Origin of the sequence: Limosilactobacillus sp. (assembly GCF_022482365.1) — a bacterium.
In the GTDB taxonomy this organism is placed as follows: Bacteria; Bacillota; Bacilli; order Lactobacillales; family Lactobacillaceae; genus Limosilactobacillus.
The window spans coordinates 83,853-100,683 of the sequence record NZ_JAKVPE010000001.1; the positions used below are offsets into that span (position 1 = coordinate 83,853).

At 58.1% G+C, this 16,831-nt stretch carries 17 protein-coding genes and 1 other annotated feature; of the genes, 16 read left to right on the forward strand and 1 reads right to left on the reverse strand.

Going from position 1 to position 16,831, the window contains the following annotated elements; all coding sequences use genetic code 11:
- Window positions 1–14: 14 nt before the first annotated feature.
- Window positions 15–2,354, forward strand: coding sequence for an FtsK/SpoIIIE family DNA translocase (locus tag LKE23_RS00380; protein ID WP_291977467.1), 2,340 nt, complete (start codon window positions 15–17; stop codon window positions 2,352–2,354).
- Between the two features lie 50 nt (window positions 2,355–2,404).
- Here LKE23_RS00380 and LKE23_RS00385 read toward each other — a convergent pair whose 3' ends face one another.
- Entirely contained in the window at window positions 2,405–2,524 is a 120-nt protein-coding gene (locus LKE23_RS00385) for a DUF4044 domain-containing protein (RefSeq protein WP_003666746.1), read from the reverse strand.
- Between the two features lie 130 nt (window positions 2,525–2,654).
- On the opposite strand from LKE23_RS00385, the gene LKE23_RS00390 reads away from it, so the two are divergent.
- The 15 genes from LKE23_RS00390 to LKE23_RS00460 all read left to right on the forward strand — a co-directional run bounded on the left by LKE23_RS00390 (window position 2,655) and on the right by LKE23_RS00460 (window position 16,563).
- Window positions 2,655–2,999: a hypothetical protein gene (locus LKE23_RS00390; RefSeq protein ID WP_291977472.1), complete on the forward strand. Its 345-nt coding sequence runs from the start codon at window positions 2,655–2,657 to the stop codon at window positions 2,997–2,999.
- Between the two features lie 163 nt (window positions 3,000–3,162).
- On the forward strand, window positions 3,163–3,591 hold the full coding sequence (gene mraZ, locus LKE23_RS00395) for a division/cell wall cluster transcriptional repressor MraZ (protein WP_291977474.1): 429 nt from the start codon (window positions 3,163–3,165) through the stop codon (window positions 3,589–3,591).
- 18 nt (window positions 3,592–3,609) lie between these two features.
- Window positions 3,610–4,557, forward strand: coding sequence for a 16S rRNA (cytosine(1402)-N(4))-methyltransferase RsmH (gene rsmH, locus LKE23_RS00400; protein ID WP_291977475.1), 948 nt, complete (start codon window positions 3,610–3,612; stop codon window positions 4,555–4,557).
- 7 nt (window positions 4,558–4,564) lie between these two features.
- The gene (gene ftsL2, locus LKE23_RS00405) at window positions 4,565–4,933 is read left to right on the forward strand and encodes a cell division protein FtsL (protein ID WP_291978325.1); all 369 of its coding nucleotides are present in this window, start codon (window positions 4,565–4,567) and stop codon (window positions 4,931–4,933) included.
- A complete protein-coding gene (locus LKE23_RS00410; protein WP_291977477.1) occupies window positions 4,933–7,080 on the forward strand; it encodes a penicillin-binding transpeptidase domain-containing protein in 2,148 nt (715 codons plus the stop codon). Before ftsL2 ends, LKE23_RS00410 begins: the two co-directional genes overlap by 1 nt.
- Window positions 7,081–7,089: 9 nt before the next feature.
- Window positions 7,090–8,061, forward strand: coding sequence for a phospho-N-acetylmuramoyl-pentapeptide-transferase (gene mraY / locus LKE23_RS00415; RefSeq protein ID WP_291977478.1), 972 nt, complete (start codon window positions 7,090–7,092; stop codon window positions 8,059–8,061).
- A 27-nt stretch (window positions 8,062–8,088) separates the two neighbouring features.
- Window positions 8,089–9,465 carry a UDP-N-acetylmuramoyl-L-alanine--D-glutamate ligase gene (gene murD / locus LKE23_RS00420; RefSeq protein ID WP_291977479.1) on the forward strand — a complete coding sequence of 459 codons (1,377 nt, stop codon included), beginning with the start codon at window positions 8,089–8,091 and terminating at the stop codon, window positions 9,463–9,465.
- The gene (gene murG / locus LKE23_RS00425; protein ID WP_291977480.1) at window positions 9,466–10,569 is read left to right on the forward strand and encodes an undecaprenyldiphospho-muramoylpentapeptide beta-N-acetylglucosaminyltransferase; all 1,104 of its coding nucleotides are present in this window, start codon (window positions 9,466–9,468) and stop codon (window positions 10,567–10,569) included. It abuts the gene before it with no gap.
- Between the two features lie 23 nt (window positions 10,570–10,592).
- Complete coding sequence (locus LKE23_RS00430) at window positions 10,593–11,444, forward strand: cell division protein FtsQ/DivIB (protein WP_291977482.1); 852 nt, start codon at window positions 10,593–10,595, stop codon at window positions 11,442–11,444.
- A gap of 123 nt (window positions 11,445–11,567) precedes the next feature.
- Window positions 11,568–12,926: a cell division protein FtsA gene (gene ftsA / locus LKE23_RS00435; RefSeq protein WP_291977483.1), complete on the forward strand. Its 1,359-nt coding sequence runs from the start codon at window positions 11,568–11,570 to the stop codon at window positions 12,924–12,926.
- 21 nt (window positions 12,927–12,947) lie between these two features.
- Window positions 12,948–14,204 (forward strand): cell division protein FtsZ, encoded by a 1,257-nt coding sequence (ftsZ, locus tag LKE23_RS00440; protein ID WP_291977485.1) that lies wholly within the window; start codon window positions 12,948–12,950, stop codon window positions 14,202–14,204.
- 73 nt (window positions 14,205–14,277) lie between these two features.
- Window positions 14,278–14,700, forward strand: coding sequence for a cell division protein SepF (locus tag LKE23_RS00445; protein ID WP_434737619.1), 423 nt, complete (start codon window positions 14,278–14,280; stop codon window positions 14,698–14,700).
- A gap of 10 nt (window positions 14,701–14,710) precedes the next feature.
- Window positions 14,711–14,971, forward strand: a complete 261-nt coding sequence (locus tag LKE23_RS00450) for a YggT family protein (protein ID WP_291977488.1) — start codon at window positions 14,711–14,713, stop codon at window positions 14,969–14,971.
- A gap of 13 nt (window positions 14,972–14,984) precedes the next feature.
- Window positions 14,985–15,764, forward strand: a complete 780-nt coding sequence (locus LKE23_RS00455) for a YlmH family RNA-binding protein (RefSeq protein ID WP_291977490.1) — start codon at window positions 14,985–14,987, stop codon at window positions 15,762–15,764.
- 22 nt (window positions 15,765–15,786) lie between these two features.
- Window positions 15,787–16,563, forward strand: a complete 777-nt coding sequence (locus LKE23_RS00460; protein WP_291977492.1) for a DivIVA domain-containing protein — start codon at window positions 15,787–15,789, stop codon at window positions 16,561–16,563.
- A gap of 25 nt (window positions 16,564–16,588) precedes the next feature.
- Window positions 16,589–16,798: a binding site (T-box leader), on the forward strand.
- The last annotated feature ends 33 nt before the right edge of the window (window positions 16,799–16,831 follow it).

The window sequence follows — 16,831 nt, forward strand, 5'->3', positions numbered from 1 at the left end:
GGAGGGTGGTCTGCATGGCACAACGAAAACGTAAATCGAAACGGCGTCGGCAGACCAGCCGTTCGCCGAAGAGCCAGCACCGCCTGGTTGACAACCTGGTCGGGATCATCGTGGTCCTCCTGATGCTGGTCGGCCTCTGCAACCTGGGGGCCCTGGGTGCCGTCATCGCCGGGATCTTCAAGCTCCTGGTGGGGGCCAGCTACCCGATTTTGATGCTGATCGTCCTGCTCTACGGGGCCGGCTTTGCCCTCTACGCCCGCTGGCTGCACTTCAGCCCGCGGCGGATCGTCGGCGTCATCGTCGGCTACCTGGGCCTCTTGATCTGGCTGCACGTCCTCTTCGTCGACCAGCTCAACGTCCACGCTAAGATCCCGGTGGTGACCTGGAGCAACCTCAGCAAGGCCCTCTTGAACGGGGACACGACCCTGCCGATCGGTGGGGGGATGCTCGGGGCCTACCTCTTCTCGGCCTGCGACGCCCTGGTCGACCAGGTGGGGACCGCCGTCTTTGCCTGGATCCTGATGATCTGCGGGGTCATCATCTTCTTTGCCCTGCCGTGGCGCGACTTCCTGAAGCTCTGCGGTCGGCTCCTCCAGAAGCTGGGGATCATGAGCAAGGAGGCCGGTGAGCGGCTGAAGGAAAAGGCGGCCCAGCCCGGGGTGACAATGCCACCCCTGTCCAGCGCGGCGGCCCACGCGACTGCCGCGAAGAAGACGGTGACCGACTTCTTCGCGGGCCAGGACGAGGGTGACGATTCCGCCGCCGTCCAGTCCGAAGAACCGGCGCCACAGCCGGCACCAGCCCGGCCGGTGGAGCCGAAGATCACGGTGGCCTCCAACCACCACGAGGAACCGGCGGACGCGACCGAGCATGAGGACGAGCCGCCCCTGGCAATGACGGGTGGTTCCGCCAAGGCCGACGAAGACTACCAGCTGCCGCCCCTGGACCTGCTGAGTGAGGTCCAGGCCACCGACCAGCAGGCCGATCTGAAGAACATCAAGAAGAACACCAAGATTCTCCAAGAAACCCTTCAGTCCTTCAACGTCCAGGCGACGGTGGAGAACGTCAGCCTAGGGCCGTCAGTAACTAAGTACGAGTTGCGGCCCGCGGTGGGGGTCAAGGTGAGCCGGATCACCCACCTGGCGGACGACCTGGCATTGGCCCTGGCCGCCAAGGACATCCGGATCGAGGCCCCGATCCCCGGCAAGTCGCTGATCGGGATCGAAGTGCCGAACCAGCAGGTGGCCACGGTTGGCTTCCGTGACATGTTCGAGGCGGCGCCCAAGGACGACAACCCAATGGACGTGCCGCTTGGGCGGACGGTCACCGGGGATGTCGAGATGGCCGATCTGACGAAGATGCCCCACCTCCTGATTGCCGGGGCGACCGGAAGCGGGAAGTCGGTGGCAATCAACGTCATTCTGACCAGCATTCTCCTCAAGGCCAAGCCCCACCAGGTTAAGATGCTCCTGATCGACCCGAAGAAGGTCGAGCTCAGCGTCTACAACGACATTCCCCACCTGCTCAGCCCGGTCGTCTCGGAGCCGAAGAAGGCAGCCCGGGCGCTGGGCAAGGTGGTTGCGGAGATGGAGCGGCGCTATGAGCTCTTCGCCAAGTTTGGCGTCCGCAACCTCAAGGGCTATAACCAACTGGTGCAAAAGCAAAACGCGGCCCACCCGGACGACCAGCAGCCGGCCCTGCCGCTGGTCCTGGTCGTGGTCGACGAACTGGCCGACCTGATGATGACCGTCTCCAGCGACGTCGAGGACGCCATCGTGCGGATTGCCCAGATGGGGCGGGCCGCCGGGATCCACATGATCCTGGCTACCCAGCGGCCGTCGGTGGACGTCATCACCGGGCTGATCAAGGCCAACGTCCCGTCCCGGATTGCCTTCGCGGTTTCCAGCGGGGTCGATTCGCGGACGATCATCGACACGAACGGGGCGGAAAAGCTGCTCGGCCGCGGGGACATGCTCTTTGAACCGATCGACCAGAACAAGCCGGTCCGGGTCCAGGGGGCCTTCATCTCCGACCAGGATGTTGAAGCCGTGGTTTCCTTCATCAAGGATGAGCGGCAGCCCGAGTACGATTCACAGATGGTCGTGAGCGACGCCGAACTGGCCCAGGAAGAGGAGCAGGAGGACGAAGACGAGCTCTTCCCCCAGGCCCTCGAATTCGTGGCCCAGGAACAGCGGGCCTCGACCTCGATGATCCAGCGGCGCTTTCGGATTGGCTACAACCGGGCGGCGCGGATCATCGACGACCTGGAGCAGCGGGGCTACATCAGCCCGGCCAATGGCTCCAAGCCGCGCGAGGTCTACAAGAAGCCGGACCAACCATCGTCAGAAGAATAATAAAAGGGGACTGGCGAATTGCCAGTCCCCTTTTTGGATACAAAATAAACTTAAATCAGATTCAGTGATGCGACGGCACCGAAGATTAAAGACCCCAGCATGGCAATCAGCATCAGCCAAATTGCGACCATCGTAATTTTTTGGAAACGTGTTTTCTTTTTCCGTTGCATTAACTTAACCGCCTTTCACGATCATGAACTTCTAGTAGTGTAACGCATTTACTGGTTGTTTTTCAAACGTCAGGCCCAACTTATGGTAAAATTCTAGCAGGAAATGACTAGGCATAAAAGGGGTAGCGCGATGTTGATTGATTTTCGCCAATTATTAATTGAACTGTTAATTGTGATCATTTTGTGGGTGCTGACCGTCCTCTGGCGCCGCCTGTCCAGGCGTCGGCGCTGGCTGCGGGTGGTCTGGACGCTCGTGCTCTGGCTCCTAATCCTCTGGAACCTGGACGTTTACTGGGTGGCCTACCCGATCGCCCTCTGGATGATTTGGGCCCTGGCCCTGATCGCCCTCCAGTCGGTGCACAATCACGAGTTCCTTTATCGCCGTTACTGGCCGGTCTTCTGGCGCCTTTCCCTTTTTTACGCGCTGGTCGTTTTTGCCGGCTCGCTCTTTTGCAACGGCTTGCCGCTGGTGTGAGACGTTTATACCATTAATCGTCTAATAAATGAATTGACGGGTGGTCCCGAATTGTTTTGGGAACGCCCGTTTTTGTGTCTAAAAAAGTTTGGAAATACCGTGGTGAGAAGTGGGGGATTGTGGTAGACTGGTCCTATGAAGTGGCAAGGGGAGGCGTCAGCACTTGTTAATGGGGGAATTTCAACATTCACTGGATTCCAAGCGCCGACTGATTATCCCCGCCAAGTTTCGCGACCAGCTGGGTGCCGAGTTTGTTTTGACCCGGGGCCTGGATGGCTGTTTGTTTGGCTACCCGCAGGACGAGTGGGAGCGCCTCAACGAAAAGCTGCAGTCGCTGCCACTGACGAAGCGGGACGCGCGGGCCTTTGTCCGCTTCCTGTATTCGGCGGCCAGCGCCTGCTCCTTTGATCGCCAGGGCCGGGTCAACATCCCGGATCCCCTCTGCACCTACGCCCATTTGAGCAAGAAGTGCATGATCATCGGGGTGGCCAACCGCCTGGAAATTTGGGACGCCGACCGGTGGAACGAATACAACAGCGATACCGCCGCCAACTTTGACGAGATCGCCGAGGAGCTAAACATTGATTTTTAGGAAAAGGAGTGCAAGTCGATGGCAGAGTTTAACCACGTAACGGTACTGTTGAAGGAAGCCGTAGCGGGCTTAAATGTGCAACCAACTGGCACTTATGTCGATGCAACCCTGGGTGGTGGCGGTCATTCTGGTGAGATTTTGCAGCAGCTGACTAGCGGCCACCTTTATTCGTTTGACCAGGACCAGACCGCCATCAAGTACAATCAGGAGCACCTGCACGCTGCCCTGGAGGCGGGCAAATTAACCCTGGTCGAGGACAACTTCCGCCACCTAAAGACCGCCCTGGCGAACCAGGGGGTTAGAAAAATCGACGGGATCGTCTACGACCTCGGCGTTTCCTCGCCCCAGTTTGACGATGCGGCCCGGGGCTTTAGCTACAAGCTCGACGCCCCGTTGGACATGCGGATGAACCAGGATCAGGAACTGTCGGCCATGGAGGTCGTCAACGACTGGTCCTACGAGCAGCTGGTACGGATCCTCTACCGTTACGGTGAGGAGCACTTTGCCAAGCAGATCGCCCGCAAGATCGAGCAACGGCGCGCCCGGCGGCCAATTAGGACCACCTTCGAGCTGGTCGACGTCATCAAGGAGGCCATCCCGGCGGCGGCCCGTCGCCACGGTGGCCACCCCGCCAAGAAGAGCTTCCAGGCAATCCGGATCGCCGTCAATGACGAGCTGGGGGCCCTGGAGGAGTCACTCGAGCAGGCCTTTGAGCTCTTAAACGTCGGCGGCCGGATCAGCGTGATCACCTTCCAGTCCTTGGAAGACCGACTGGTGAAGACGATGTTTAAGGAACAGTCTTCCATCAGCGCCGACCTGCCCCAGGGGCTGCCGGTCATTCCGGCGGGGATGGAGCCCCACTTTAAGTTAATCAATAAGAAGCCAATTCTTCCTAGTGCTCAGGAATTAGCCAACAATCACCGGGCACACAGCGCTAAACTGCGCATCATCGAAAAAGTCAAGTAAGGAAAGAGTGAGTAAAGTGGTTTCAAACACTGCACGAGAGTTAAAAGAGCAACCGGAAATAAAGCAAACACCAGTCCAGCGGCCCGCGGCCAATCCCCGCGCGGTCGGCTGGTCGCCTTTTGAGCGGCTGCTCGTCACTGTCGGCGGGGTTGTGACCCTCTGCCTCGTGATCGCCTTGCTTTCGACCAAGGTTGCCATCAACAACCAGCAGCACCACTTGCAGGACCTGCAGAGCCAGATCAGCAAGGTCAAAAATGCGAATACGAGCTCACAACAAGAAATCGCAGAATTGACAAGCCAGTCGCACTTGAAGGCGGCCGCTCACAAATATGGCTTGTCGGATCGAAATTCAAACGTAAGGAACATTAATCAATAATGAATAAAGAGCCAGAGCGAGCGAGAAACAAGAGGAATAATAGGAACCAGGGAACCTTTGGTAAATGGCTGTTCCTGATCACGGTTAGCCTATTCGCCTTGTTTATCGTTCGTTTTGCGTATATTGCAATCAACAAGGATGTCCAGCACGTTAACCTGCGCTCCAAGGCCGAACAGACCTACACCCAGCGCCAGGTCATTCAGGCCCGCCGGGGGACGATCTACGACAGCGAGGGGAACAAGCTGGCGACCGACACCAGCCGTTATACGCTTTACGCCATCGTCGACCATCACCAGCGGTCCAACTCCGGGAAGCCGCTCTACGTCACCAACAAGAAGAAGACTGCCAGGATTCTGGCCCGCTACATTGACGAGCCGGCCAGCAAGATTAAAAAAACGCTGACGACCGATGGGCAGACCTACCAGGTTGAATTTGGCACGGCGGGGAGCAACCTGTCCGTGGCCACCATGCAGAAGATCAAGAGCTACCACCTCCCGGGGATCAACTTCGTGGCGACCCCGGCCCGGCAGTATCCGGAGGGCGAATTTGCCTCCCAGCTGATCGGGATGGCCAACCCAAAGACCGAGGATAACGGGACAACCAAGCTGGTGGGTCAGCTCGGCCTGGAGGGCTACTTCAACAAGCAATTGACCGGGACCAACGGGATTCGCCAGGATAAGCAGGACGTCTACGGCTACCGCCTGGCCAATTCCAAGGGAACGGTCAAGCCGGCGGTCAACGGTGACGACGTCCACACCACAATTGACCCCCAGACCCAGCACTTGATCGAGACCAAGGTCAACAAGGTCTTCAAGGCTTCCAAGGCCAACGCGATGACGGCGGTGGTCATGGAGGCCAAGACCGGGAAGATCATCGCGGCCACCCAACGGCCGACCCTGCGTTCCAAGAAGAACCCGGTCTGGCGAAACATGCTGGCTCAGGACGCCTACGAACCCGGCTCGACGATGAAGGTTCTGGCCCTGAGTGCGGCCATCGACTCCGGCCATTTCAACCCGAACGACACCTTTAACTCGGGGACCTGGTCGCTGGGCGGCGGCAAGATCACCGACTGGTCGTCCAGCGGTTGGGGTGCGATTACCTACAAGGACGCCTTTGACCTCTCCAGTAACGTCGGTTTTGCCCACGTCGAGCAGAACATGGGGGCCGACACCTGGTACAAGTACATCAAGCGCTTCGGCCTCCTCAAGAAGGTCAACGTCGACGGGATGGGCAGCGAGGTTAACGGCTACACCCAGTTCAAGGGAGCCCTGGAGCAGGCCAACACCGCCTTTGGTCAGGGGATTACCGTCAACGAACTGCAGATGATGCAGGCCTTTAGTGCCGTCGCCAATCGCGGTAAAATGATGAAGCCCTACTTCGTCTCCAAGGTTGTCAACAGCAAGGGCAAGACCGTGAAGAGCAACCACCCCAAGCAGGTCGGCAAGCCGATCAAGGCCAAGACGGCCAAACAGGTCCTCGGCTACATGGAGGGGGTTGTTTACGACGAAAAGGGCCTCGGCCACATGTACCAGATCAAGGGGCACCGGATCGCCGCCAAGACCGGGACCGCCCAGATCGGTGGGGCCAACGGTTACAGCAAGGGCGACACCAACTACCTCTACTCGATGGTGGGGATGGCGCCGGCCAAGCACCCACGCTACATCATCTACATCACCCTGCGCCAGCCGCAAAACATCAGCACGCCGGCCGCTAACCAAATCGCCGAGGTCTTCAACCCGACGATGAAGATGCTGCTCAACCGCCAGAGCACGACCAAGTCTGCCAAGCACAGCATGGTCAATGTGCCGAACCTGGTGGGCCAAAGCAGCCAGCAGGCGACGACCAAGCTGGGCCAAAAGCACCTGCAGGCCGTCGTACTCGGCAGCGGCAAGACGATTCGCAAGCAGTCGATTCCAGCCGGTCAGCAGGCCCTGATCAACCAACGGGTCATCCTGACGACCGGGGGGACCGTCCAGCTGCCGGACATGAGCGGCTGGAGCTCGGCGGACGTGGAGCAGCTAGCAGCCATGCTGCACCTGAAATTGAAAGAAGAGGGGAGCGGCTACCTGGTTTCCCAGAGCATTGCCGCCAACACCCAGGTGAAGGCCCAGACAACCTTGACCGTTAAATACAAACCAAAGGAGTAAGAGAATACCATGAACATATTGACCGCTATCTTGACGGTGATCAGTGCATTCCTGATCACCTTCCTGTTGATGCCATACTTGATTCGCTACTTTCGCGCCAAGAAAGAAGGCCAGCAGATCCGCAAGGAAGGACCGACCTGGCACGCCAAAAAGGCCGGGACGCCGACCATGGGGGGCTTGCTCTTCATCTTCTCAGCCGTCGTCACCATTCTCTGGGTGGCAGCCTGGCGGGGATTGATTTCCAACACCCTGTGGGCACTGCTCTTCATCCTGGTGGTCTACGGCCTGATCGGGATGTGGGATGACAGCATCAAGATCTTCCACCACCAAAACGAGGGTTTCAAGGCCTGGCAAAAGGCCCTGGCCCAGGTGATCGCGGCGATGGTCTTCACCGCCATCTACCAGCACGAGGGCTTCCAGATGGGCTTTGGGACCACTCAGGCCGGCTGGTGGTACGGCCTCTTCATCATCTTCTGGATGGTCGGTTTCTCCAACGCGGTAAACCTGACGGATGGTCTGGACGGCCTGGTCAGCGGTCTGTCAATCATTTCCTTTATCGCCTACCTGATCGTGGCCCTGGTGAACATCAGCCAGCCGGGCTACGCCGAGATCGCCCTCTTCTGTCTGGCAATGATCGGGACTCTGATCGGCTTTTTCCCTTACAACCACAAGCCGGCCAAGATCTTCATGGGGGACATGGGCTCGCTGGCCATCGGGGCATCGCTGGCGGCGGTTTCGCTCCTGCTCCACCACGAATGGTCGCTTTTAGTTGTCGGGATCGTCTACGTTTGCGAGACGGCCAGCGTCATCTTGCAGGTGGCCTCGTTTAAGCTGACCGGGAAGCGAATCTTCAAGATGACGCCGATTCACCACCACTTCGAAATGTGTGGCTGGAGCGAATGGAAGATCGACATTGTCTTCTGGATCGTCGGCCTGATCGGTGCCGTGATCGCCGTCAGTTGGATTTTGTTGGTTGGTTAAAAATCATAAAGTGAGGAAGCAAGAATTATGAAGCAGATTGATACGTACCAGGGCAAAAAGGCACTGGTGATTGGTTTCGGGATCAGCGGCCTGAACGCCGCCCATCTCCTGGTGAAGCTGGGGGCCCAGGTGACCGCCAACGATATGAAGACGCCAAAGGACCCGGCCGTCGTCCAGGACTTAGAGAACGATGGAATCAAGGTCATCACGGGTTCCAACCCGCTGAGCCTGGCCGACGAAGGCTTTGACGTCGTCGTCAAGAACCCGGGGATTCCCTACGATAACCCGCTGGTTGCCAAGTTTGTGGCCCAAAAGACGCCGATCATCACCGAAGCGGAACTGGGGGCCGAGATCTTTGACGGCCACCTGGTCAGCGTGACCGGGAGCAACGGCAAGACCACCACGACGACTTTGACCCAGCTGATGCTGGCCAAGGGGTCAACTCACCAGGTCAAGTACGCCGGCAACATCGGGGTGTCCTTCACCAAGGTTGCCGAGGGCCTCGGCGCCGATGATACCCTGGTGACCGAATTATCCAGCTTCCAGCTCCTGGGCTGCCCGACAATTCATCCTCACATTGCGATCATCACCAACATCTTCTCGAACCACCTGGACTACCACAAGACCCGGGAAAACTACATCAATGCCAAACTCAACATCACCCGCAACCAGACGCCGGATGATTACCTGATCATGAACTGGGACAAGGAGGAGTGGCAAGAGATCGCCCGGCGCTCCCGGGCCACGATCGTCCCGTTCTCCCGCCTGGGCAAGAGCCATGACGGGGCCTACGAGGAAGACGGCCAGATTTACTGGCGCGGTGAGCAGATCATGGCGGCTAAGGATATCCGCCTGATCGGCCCCCAGAACGTCGAAAACGCCCTGGCGGCCATCGCGGCGGCTAAGCTGAGCGGAGTGGACAATGACGCCATCGTCAGCGTCCTGACGACCTTCAGCGGGGTTCGTCACCGTCTGCAGTACGTCATGGACTACCAGGGGCGGCGTTTCTACAACGACTCGAAGTCGACCGACATCGAGGCGACCGAGGTGGCGTTGGCGGGCTTCACCCAGCCGGTAATCCTGCTGGCTGGGGGCCTGGACCGGGGCTACACCTTTGAGCGCCTGGTACCGTACTTCAAGAAGCACGTCAAGGCGATCATCGTCTTTGGCCAGTGCAAGGACAAGATGAAGGATGCGGCCCAGCAGGCCGGGATCCCGATGATCATCGAAAGTGAAAATGCCATTACGGCCGTTCCGGAGGCCTGGAAGGTCAGCGCGCCGGGGGACGTCATCCTCCTGTCGCCGGCCAACGCCAGCTGGGACCAATTCCCAAGCTTCGAGGTCCGGGGCGACAAGTTCATTGAAGCGGTTGAAAAGCTAACTGGACAAAAGGAAGGGAATTAAATGCGGTTATTAGTATCTGGTGGCGGTACCGGGGGACACATCTACCCGGCACTGGCCCTCATCGAACGACTCAAGCAGGTTGAACCGGACACCGAGGTTCTCTACGTCGGCACGACCCGGGGACTGGAAAACAAGATCGTGCCGGACGCCGGCATTAAATTAGAGACCATGCACATGCAGGGCTTTAAGCGTTCCCTGTCCCTGGACAATCTGAAGACGATCTACCTCTTCTTGAATTCGGTCCACCACGCCAAGAAGATTATCCGGGACTTCAAGCCGGATGTCGTCCTCGGTACCGGGGGCTATGTCTCCGGTGCGGTCCTGTACGCGGCGGCCAAGCACCACGTCCCAACGGTGATCCACGAACAGAACAGCGTGGTCGGGGTGACGAACAAGTTCTTAAGCCGCTACGTTGACCAAATTGCGATCGCCTTTGAGGCGGCCCGCAGCCAGTTTCCGGCCGAGAAGGTTACCATGGTTGGCAATCCGCGGGCCCAGCAGGTGGCGGCCCAGGCCAACAGTGATTTCTCCTGGACCAGCTACGGCCTGAAGGATGACGTGCCGACGATGATGATTTTCGGCGGCAGCCAGGGGGCACCGAAGATCAATAAGACGGTCGTTGACGCGATCCCCGAATTCAACAAGCGTCCCTACCAAGTCATCTTTGCGACCGGTCAGAAGCGTTACGCAGCGGTGCAAAAGCAGCTGAAAGGCGTCAAGATCGGTGCCAACGTGAAGGTGGTTCCGTACATCAAAGACATGCCCGCCAAGATGCCGCGGGTGGCGGCGCTGGTCTCCCGGGCCGGTGCCACCACGATCGCGGAGGTGACCGCGCTCGGGGTACCGACGATCCTGATCCCGAGTCCGTACGTGACGGCCAACCACCAGGTGAAGAACGCCCAGGCGCTGGTCAAGAACAACGCCGCGGCGATGATCACCGAGGATCAATTGGACGCCCGGTCGCTGCTCTTGCAGGCGGACCGGATCATGGAAAACGATGACCTGCGGGCCGAAATGTCGGCGGCCTCCAAGAAGATGGGCCGGCCGGACGCGGCGGATCGCTTGATCAAGGTGCTCCACAAGGCCATCGACGAACACCACTAAGCACGAGAAGGGGGCGAGAATGAATGGCGCGCGATCGCTACGTTTCAGAACATCAACAGTATGCCCAGCGCTTGGCTGACCTTGAGAAGCGTAGCGCCCAGGCCCGGCAGAAGGCCCAGAAGAGTGCGGCCGACCGGAGCCAGCACATCTCGCACCGCCTGCCTAAATTGCGTTGGCACCACTACAAGACCAACGGCGAGCGGGTTCTCAAGCTCGTGGCCTTTTTTGGGCTGGTGCTGCTATTGATGATCTACATTATTTCTCCCCTCAGCAAGGTCAAAACCGTCACCGTGACCGGCAACAAGCAGCTGCCGGTCTCCCAGGTCGAGCGCGCCACCAGCGTTCACCCCGGCCGCTTTATCTGGGGAGTCTGGCTGCACCAGCGCAGCATTTGTCGCACGGCCCGCTTCAAGCAGCCGCGGATCGCCAGCATTCGGATTAGGGTGACCGGTCCGCAGAGCGTTCGATTGACCATCAAGGAAAACGCCCTGCTGGGGACCACCACCCTGGGCAAGCAGCGTTACGCCGTCCTGGCCAACGGGCATCTTCAGGCAAGTGCCAACCCGGCTGGTGGGATCAGCTACCAGGGCTTTAACAAGCACCGGGCGCTGCTCAAGGAGGTCGCCCGCCAGACCGGCAAGCTGAAGCCGGCGGTGCGCGACGGGATCTCGACGGTCACCTACAGTCCGACGAAGCAGATGCCAAATCGGGTGGTGCTCTACATGCGCGACGGCAACACCGTTCTGGCAAACGCGCACACGGTTGGCAAGAAGATGGCCTACTATCCGGCCATCGTCGCCAACATGAAGAATAGTGGCGTGATTGATCTCCAAGTGGGCGCATACTCGTACGATTATGGCTCACAAGATAAATAATATTTTGCAAAAGCTTACAGGAACCCTTTTTCGAGGGTGTTTAACTGTGGTAAAATCTTTAAGAGGCAAATTTTCAATTACGAAAAAACTTATTTTAAATAGTTTTAGGAGGGTTCCGACCAGATGAATAATTCAGAAACTTATGTTGGATTAGATATTGGAACCACCTCGATCAAAGCAATGGTCTGTGAAAATGTAAAAGGGCAGTTGAAAGTCATTGGCGTAGGCGTTGTCTCCTCAGCCGGTTTAAGTCGTGGCATTATTGTTGATATTGACAAGACCGCTCGTGCGATTTCTCAAGCTGTCAAGCGTGCCGAGGAAAAGTCCAATATCGATATTAAAGATGTGATCGTTGGCCTGCCAGCCAACTATCTCCAGATGCAGCGCGTCCACGGCTCCGTGACGATTGCGTCGCAGAACCAGTCCCGCGAGATTACCGACCGAGACGTGATCGACGTTGCCAGGGAGACCCTGACCCAGAACATCGCTCCGGAGCGTGAGATCATGGACCTCGTGCCGACCGAATTTACCGTTGATGGCTTCAACGGCATCAAGGATCCGCGGGGGATGGTCGGGGTGCGTCTCGAGATGAAGGGGACCCTTTACACCGGACCTAAGACTATTATTCACAATACCAAAAAGGCCGTTTCTCAGGCGGGCTATGGCATTCGCGACCTCGTGATTGCCCCGATCGCCACCGACTTTAACCTCTTAAACGACGGCGAGCAGGACTTCGGGACCGTGGTAATTGACCTCGGTGGTGGCCAGACGACGACCAGCATCGTCCACGACCACCAGTTGAAGTACACCTTCGTCGATCCCGAGGGTGGCCAGTTCGTGACCCGCGACATCTCGACGGTCCTAAACACCTCACTGAAGAACGCCGAGCAGCTGAAGCTTGACCACGGCTATGCCATGAGCTCACTCGCCCATGCGGACGCCCAGGTTGATGTTCCCGTCGTTGGCAAGAACACACCGGTTCAGTTTGCCGAAACCTACCTGGCCGAGATCATCGAAGCCCGGATGCGGCAGATCTTCCAGCGCAGTCGCGATCGGCTGCGGGCCATCCACGCGCCCAAACTGCCGGGTGGGGTCGTCCTGATCGGTGGGACGGCCGCCCTGCCAGGGGTAGCGGAGCTCGCGGGCCAGTACTTCAGTGGCAACGTCAAGGTGAACTACTCTAATCAGATGGGGGTTCGCCACCCGAGCTACTCGCTGGCAATCGCCCTGGCCACCTACGAGAGCCGCCTGACGGACGTTGACCGGCTCGTCAAGCAGACCCTGCAGCAGACCGACATCATCAGCCGGCCACAGGAAAGCCAGCAGGCCAGCAGTCAGCCACGGGTCACCCAGTGGAGCCAGCCGGAACAGCGGGAGACCAAGAGCCGCCCGGCACCGGCCAAGCGCTCACGGCCTAAGAAGACCAGTGAACACTCAATCGGCAATCGCTTCAGAAGCATGCTGAATAATTTATTCGACTAATTTTCACGGAGGAACAGCTGTATGGACAATGAAACACAAACAATGGAAAATGAATTCGCTGGCGCGCGCATCAAGGTAATCGGCGTCGGTGGCGGTGGTGGCAACGCCGTCAACCGGATGATTACCGAGAAGGTGCAGGGGGTTGACTTTATCGTTGCCAACACCGACCTCCAGGCACTGAACGCTTCCCAGGCACCAACGAAGATTCAATTAGGCCCTAAGCTGACCAAGGGACTGGGCGCGGGTTCCAATCCGGAAGTCGGCAACAAGGCGGCCGAAGAAAGCGAAGAGCAGATCCAAAAGGCCTTAGAGGGTGCGGACATGGTCTTCATCACCGCCGGCATGGGTGGTGGTACCGGGACCGGTGCCGCTCCGGTAATTGCCAAGATTGCCAAGGATAGCGGTGCCCTGACCGTCGGTGTCGTTACCCGGCCGTTCTCCTTTGAGGGTCCCCGGCGTTCCAAGTACGCCACCGAGGGTCTGGACAACCTGAAGGCCAACGTGGACACCTTGATCATCGTTGCCAACAACCGCCTGCTGGAAATGATTGACAAGAAGACGCCGATGATGGAAGCCTTCAAGGAGGCCGACAACGTTCTGCGCCAGGGTGTTCAGGGGATTTCCGACCTGATCGTGACCCCAGGTTACATCAACCTGGACTTTGCCGACATCAAGACCCTGATGTCCAACCAGGGTGCCGCCCTGATGGGTGTCGGTTCCGCTACCGGCGAAAACCGGGCCACGGAGGCCACCAAGAAGGCCATCTCCTCACCACTGCTGGAAGTTTCCATTAACGGGGCTCAGCACGTTCTGATGGACATCACCGGTGGCAAGGACCTGTCGATGTTTGAAGCCCAGGAGGCCTCGGACGTTATTCGTCAGGCTGCCGGCACGGACGTCGACATTGCCTTTGGGATGTCTCTGAACGAGAAGATGGGTGACGGCGTTCGGGTTACCGTAATCGCCACCGGAATCGACAAGACCAAGGCCAACAACCCGGCCCCAGCCCGGCAGGCTGCACCTCAGGCCCAACAGACCCAGCCAGCAGCTCAACCATCGGCCGCTGAATCACAAAAGCCAGCGGATCCGTTTGACGGCTGGAACGACCCGACTGCTGACACCACGGACGACAAGGCCGGTGCGGCAGATCACAACCAATTTTCACACGTCGACAAGCCGGAATTTAACGTCTTCAACGATGATACGGCTAATTCCGACGACGGTGATGATGACACGAACCTGTCAACGCCACCGTTCTTCAAGAACCGGCGTAAATAATGAAATCGTGGGGCGGTTTAATGGATGTTAAACGACGCCCTTTTTCGTATATTTTGCAGTAGAAGGAGGAATCATAATGGCAGGTATTTTTAAGAGCCTCTTCGGTGACGACACCGCCGCCGACGAGTACTACCAAGAGGACCAGGCAAGTGAACCGAGTCGTGACGACAACGTGGTTTCCTTTAGCCAGGCCAAGCGGGCTCGGGGCGACCGGATGAGCCGGATCGCCCTCTATGAACCGCGTCTCTATGCCGACGTCAAGCAGATTGCCACCCAGCTTTTGAAGGGCCAGGCGGTCATCGTCAACTTTACCCAGATGGACGACCGCAACGCCAAGCGGGTGGTGGACTTCTTGAACGGGGCCACCTTCGCAATCGACGGGGACATCAAGCGGATCGGCAAGGAGATTTTCCTGTGCACGCCGAAGAATTACGAGGTGTCTGGTGATCTCAGTGCCGGGCTGAAGATGGACGGCACGAGCCTGACCAACAACTAGGGGGATCGCGATGCTTGGATACATTATCTGGTGCCTGGACTGGCTGATCAACGCCTACATCATGGTGATCGTCGTCTGGTGCCTCTTATCATGGTTCCCCAATGCCCGGGGGACCCGGCTGGGCGAAATTGTTGACCGCCTGGTAGAACCCTACATGCGCTGGTTTGACTTCATTCCACCGCTGGGCGGGATCAGCTTTTCACCCGTTGTTGCAATTATCGTTTTATATTTGGTTCAGGACGGCCTGACCTTCTTGAGCCGTCTCTTGTAAGCGAGTAATGACTATGGATGATCAAAACATTAAACAGCATTTCCGGCCGGATGAGGCGCCGCTGATTGACCAGATCAACGACTGGATTGCCACGGCGACGGCCCAGTACCGGCCGGTCTTAACGTCATTTTTGAATCCCCGGCAACGCTACATTGCCCAGACCCTGGCCAACCGGTCGGATGAGATCAAGGCTGCCAGTGACGGGGGCTGGCCGGGAGCCGAGATGCAGCGGCTGCTCTTTTATCCCAACTACTACCAACCCCAGCCGGCGGACTTTGACCTGCAGGTGCTAGCGGTTGACTACCCGACCAAGTTTGCCGAACTCCACCACCGGCAGATCATGGGGACCCTCTTGGGCGAAGGAATGGCCCGGGAGGCCTTTGGCGATATTTTAACCGACGGCACGCACTGGCAGGTGGTGGTGACCAGCGAGATGGCCCGCTTCCTGCATCAGAACGTCAACCACGTCGGTAAGGTCAAGGTCAAGTGGCTGGCGGTTGATCAGGCACTGACCCCGGTCGAGGACTGGGAGGAGCTGACGACGACCGTGACGTCAATGCGCCTCGACAGCGTGGTGGCGGCCGGCTTCAACTATTCACGCAACCGGGCCAAGCAGTTGATCGAACGTGGTCTGGTACGGCTGAATTGGGAAGAAACGACCCGGCCGGACTACCCGATTGTCGAACACGACCTGCTCTCGGTCCGGCACGCCGGTAGATTGCGGATCGACGCGGTTGGTGGCAAAACGCGCAAACAGAAAAACATGGTGAAGATGTCCGTCGTGCGGGCATAGGATTTAATTGGAGGAAGACACAATGGGATTAACAATCGAGCAAATCAATAATCAGGAATTCTCAACGAAGATGCGGGGCTACAATCAGGACGAGGTCCGCAAGTTCATCCAGGAGGTTTCCCAGACCGTTCAGGAACTGACTGAGGAAAACCACGCCCTGAAGGAAAACATCAAGGCCGACGAGGGCAAGCTGAAGTACTTCACCGAGCTGAAGGACTCCTTGAACAAGTCCATCCTGGTAGCCCAGGAGGCCGCCGACAAGGTCAAGACCAACGCCAAGCGCGAGGCCGACATCATGATCCGCGAGGCCCAGAAGCAGGCCACCGACATCGTCTCCGAGGCCAACGAGAAGTCCAACCAGGTGATCGAAACGAGCGCCGAGGACACCCGGAAGCTGACCACCGAGACCAACGACCTGAAGAAGCAGACCCGGATCTTCCGTCAGCGCCTGCAAGTGATGCTCGAATCCCAGCTGGAAGTTGTCAAGAGTGACGAATGGGACAAGCTGCTGGCCACCGACAGCAGCGACAAGTACGACGAAATCCAAAAGATCCTGGGAGCAAGGGTTGACAACCATTCGAATGACAGTGTAGAATCATCATCAATCACTTCAGATGGTGACTTCAGTGCTGCGGCCCAGAATGCCGCTGGTCCCGACCAGCCGGCAGTCGAGATGCCCGCTTCGGAGCCGGCTGATTCCACGACGCCAGGCTCCGTGGAACCGGCAGTGGATCCGTCCAACGCCGACTCCGGGCAGACGGTCGTTGTCTTCCCAGACGACGATTCCAACAACAACTAAGTCCAGATCTGAACTATAGTGCTCTAATAAAACGTTGAGGAGAATTGAGAAGGTCCTAATGATTCAGCGAGCCGGCAGGTGGTGTGAGGCCGGCATTCAGGGATCTTCTCTGATCGGCTCCGAGTGACCAGCTTAAATTCAGTAGGCTGGTTCGGTTCATTACCGTTAACCAATGCCTGAGGAGGTCTTTTGGACCTTGAATTTGGGTGGTACCACGAATAGCTTCGTCCCATGCGGGATGGGGCTTTTTTTATTGGAGCAAGTAGAT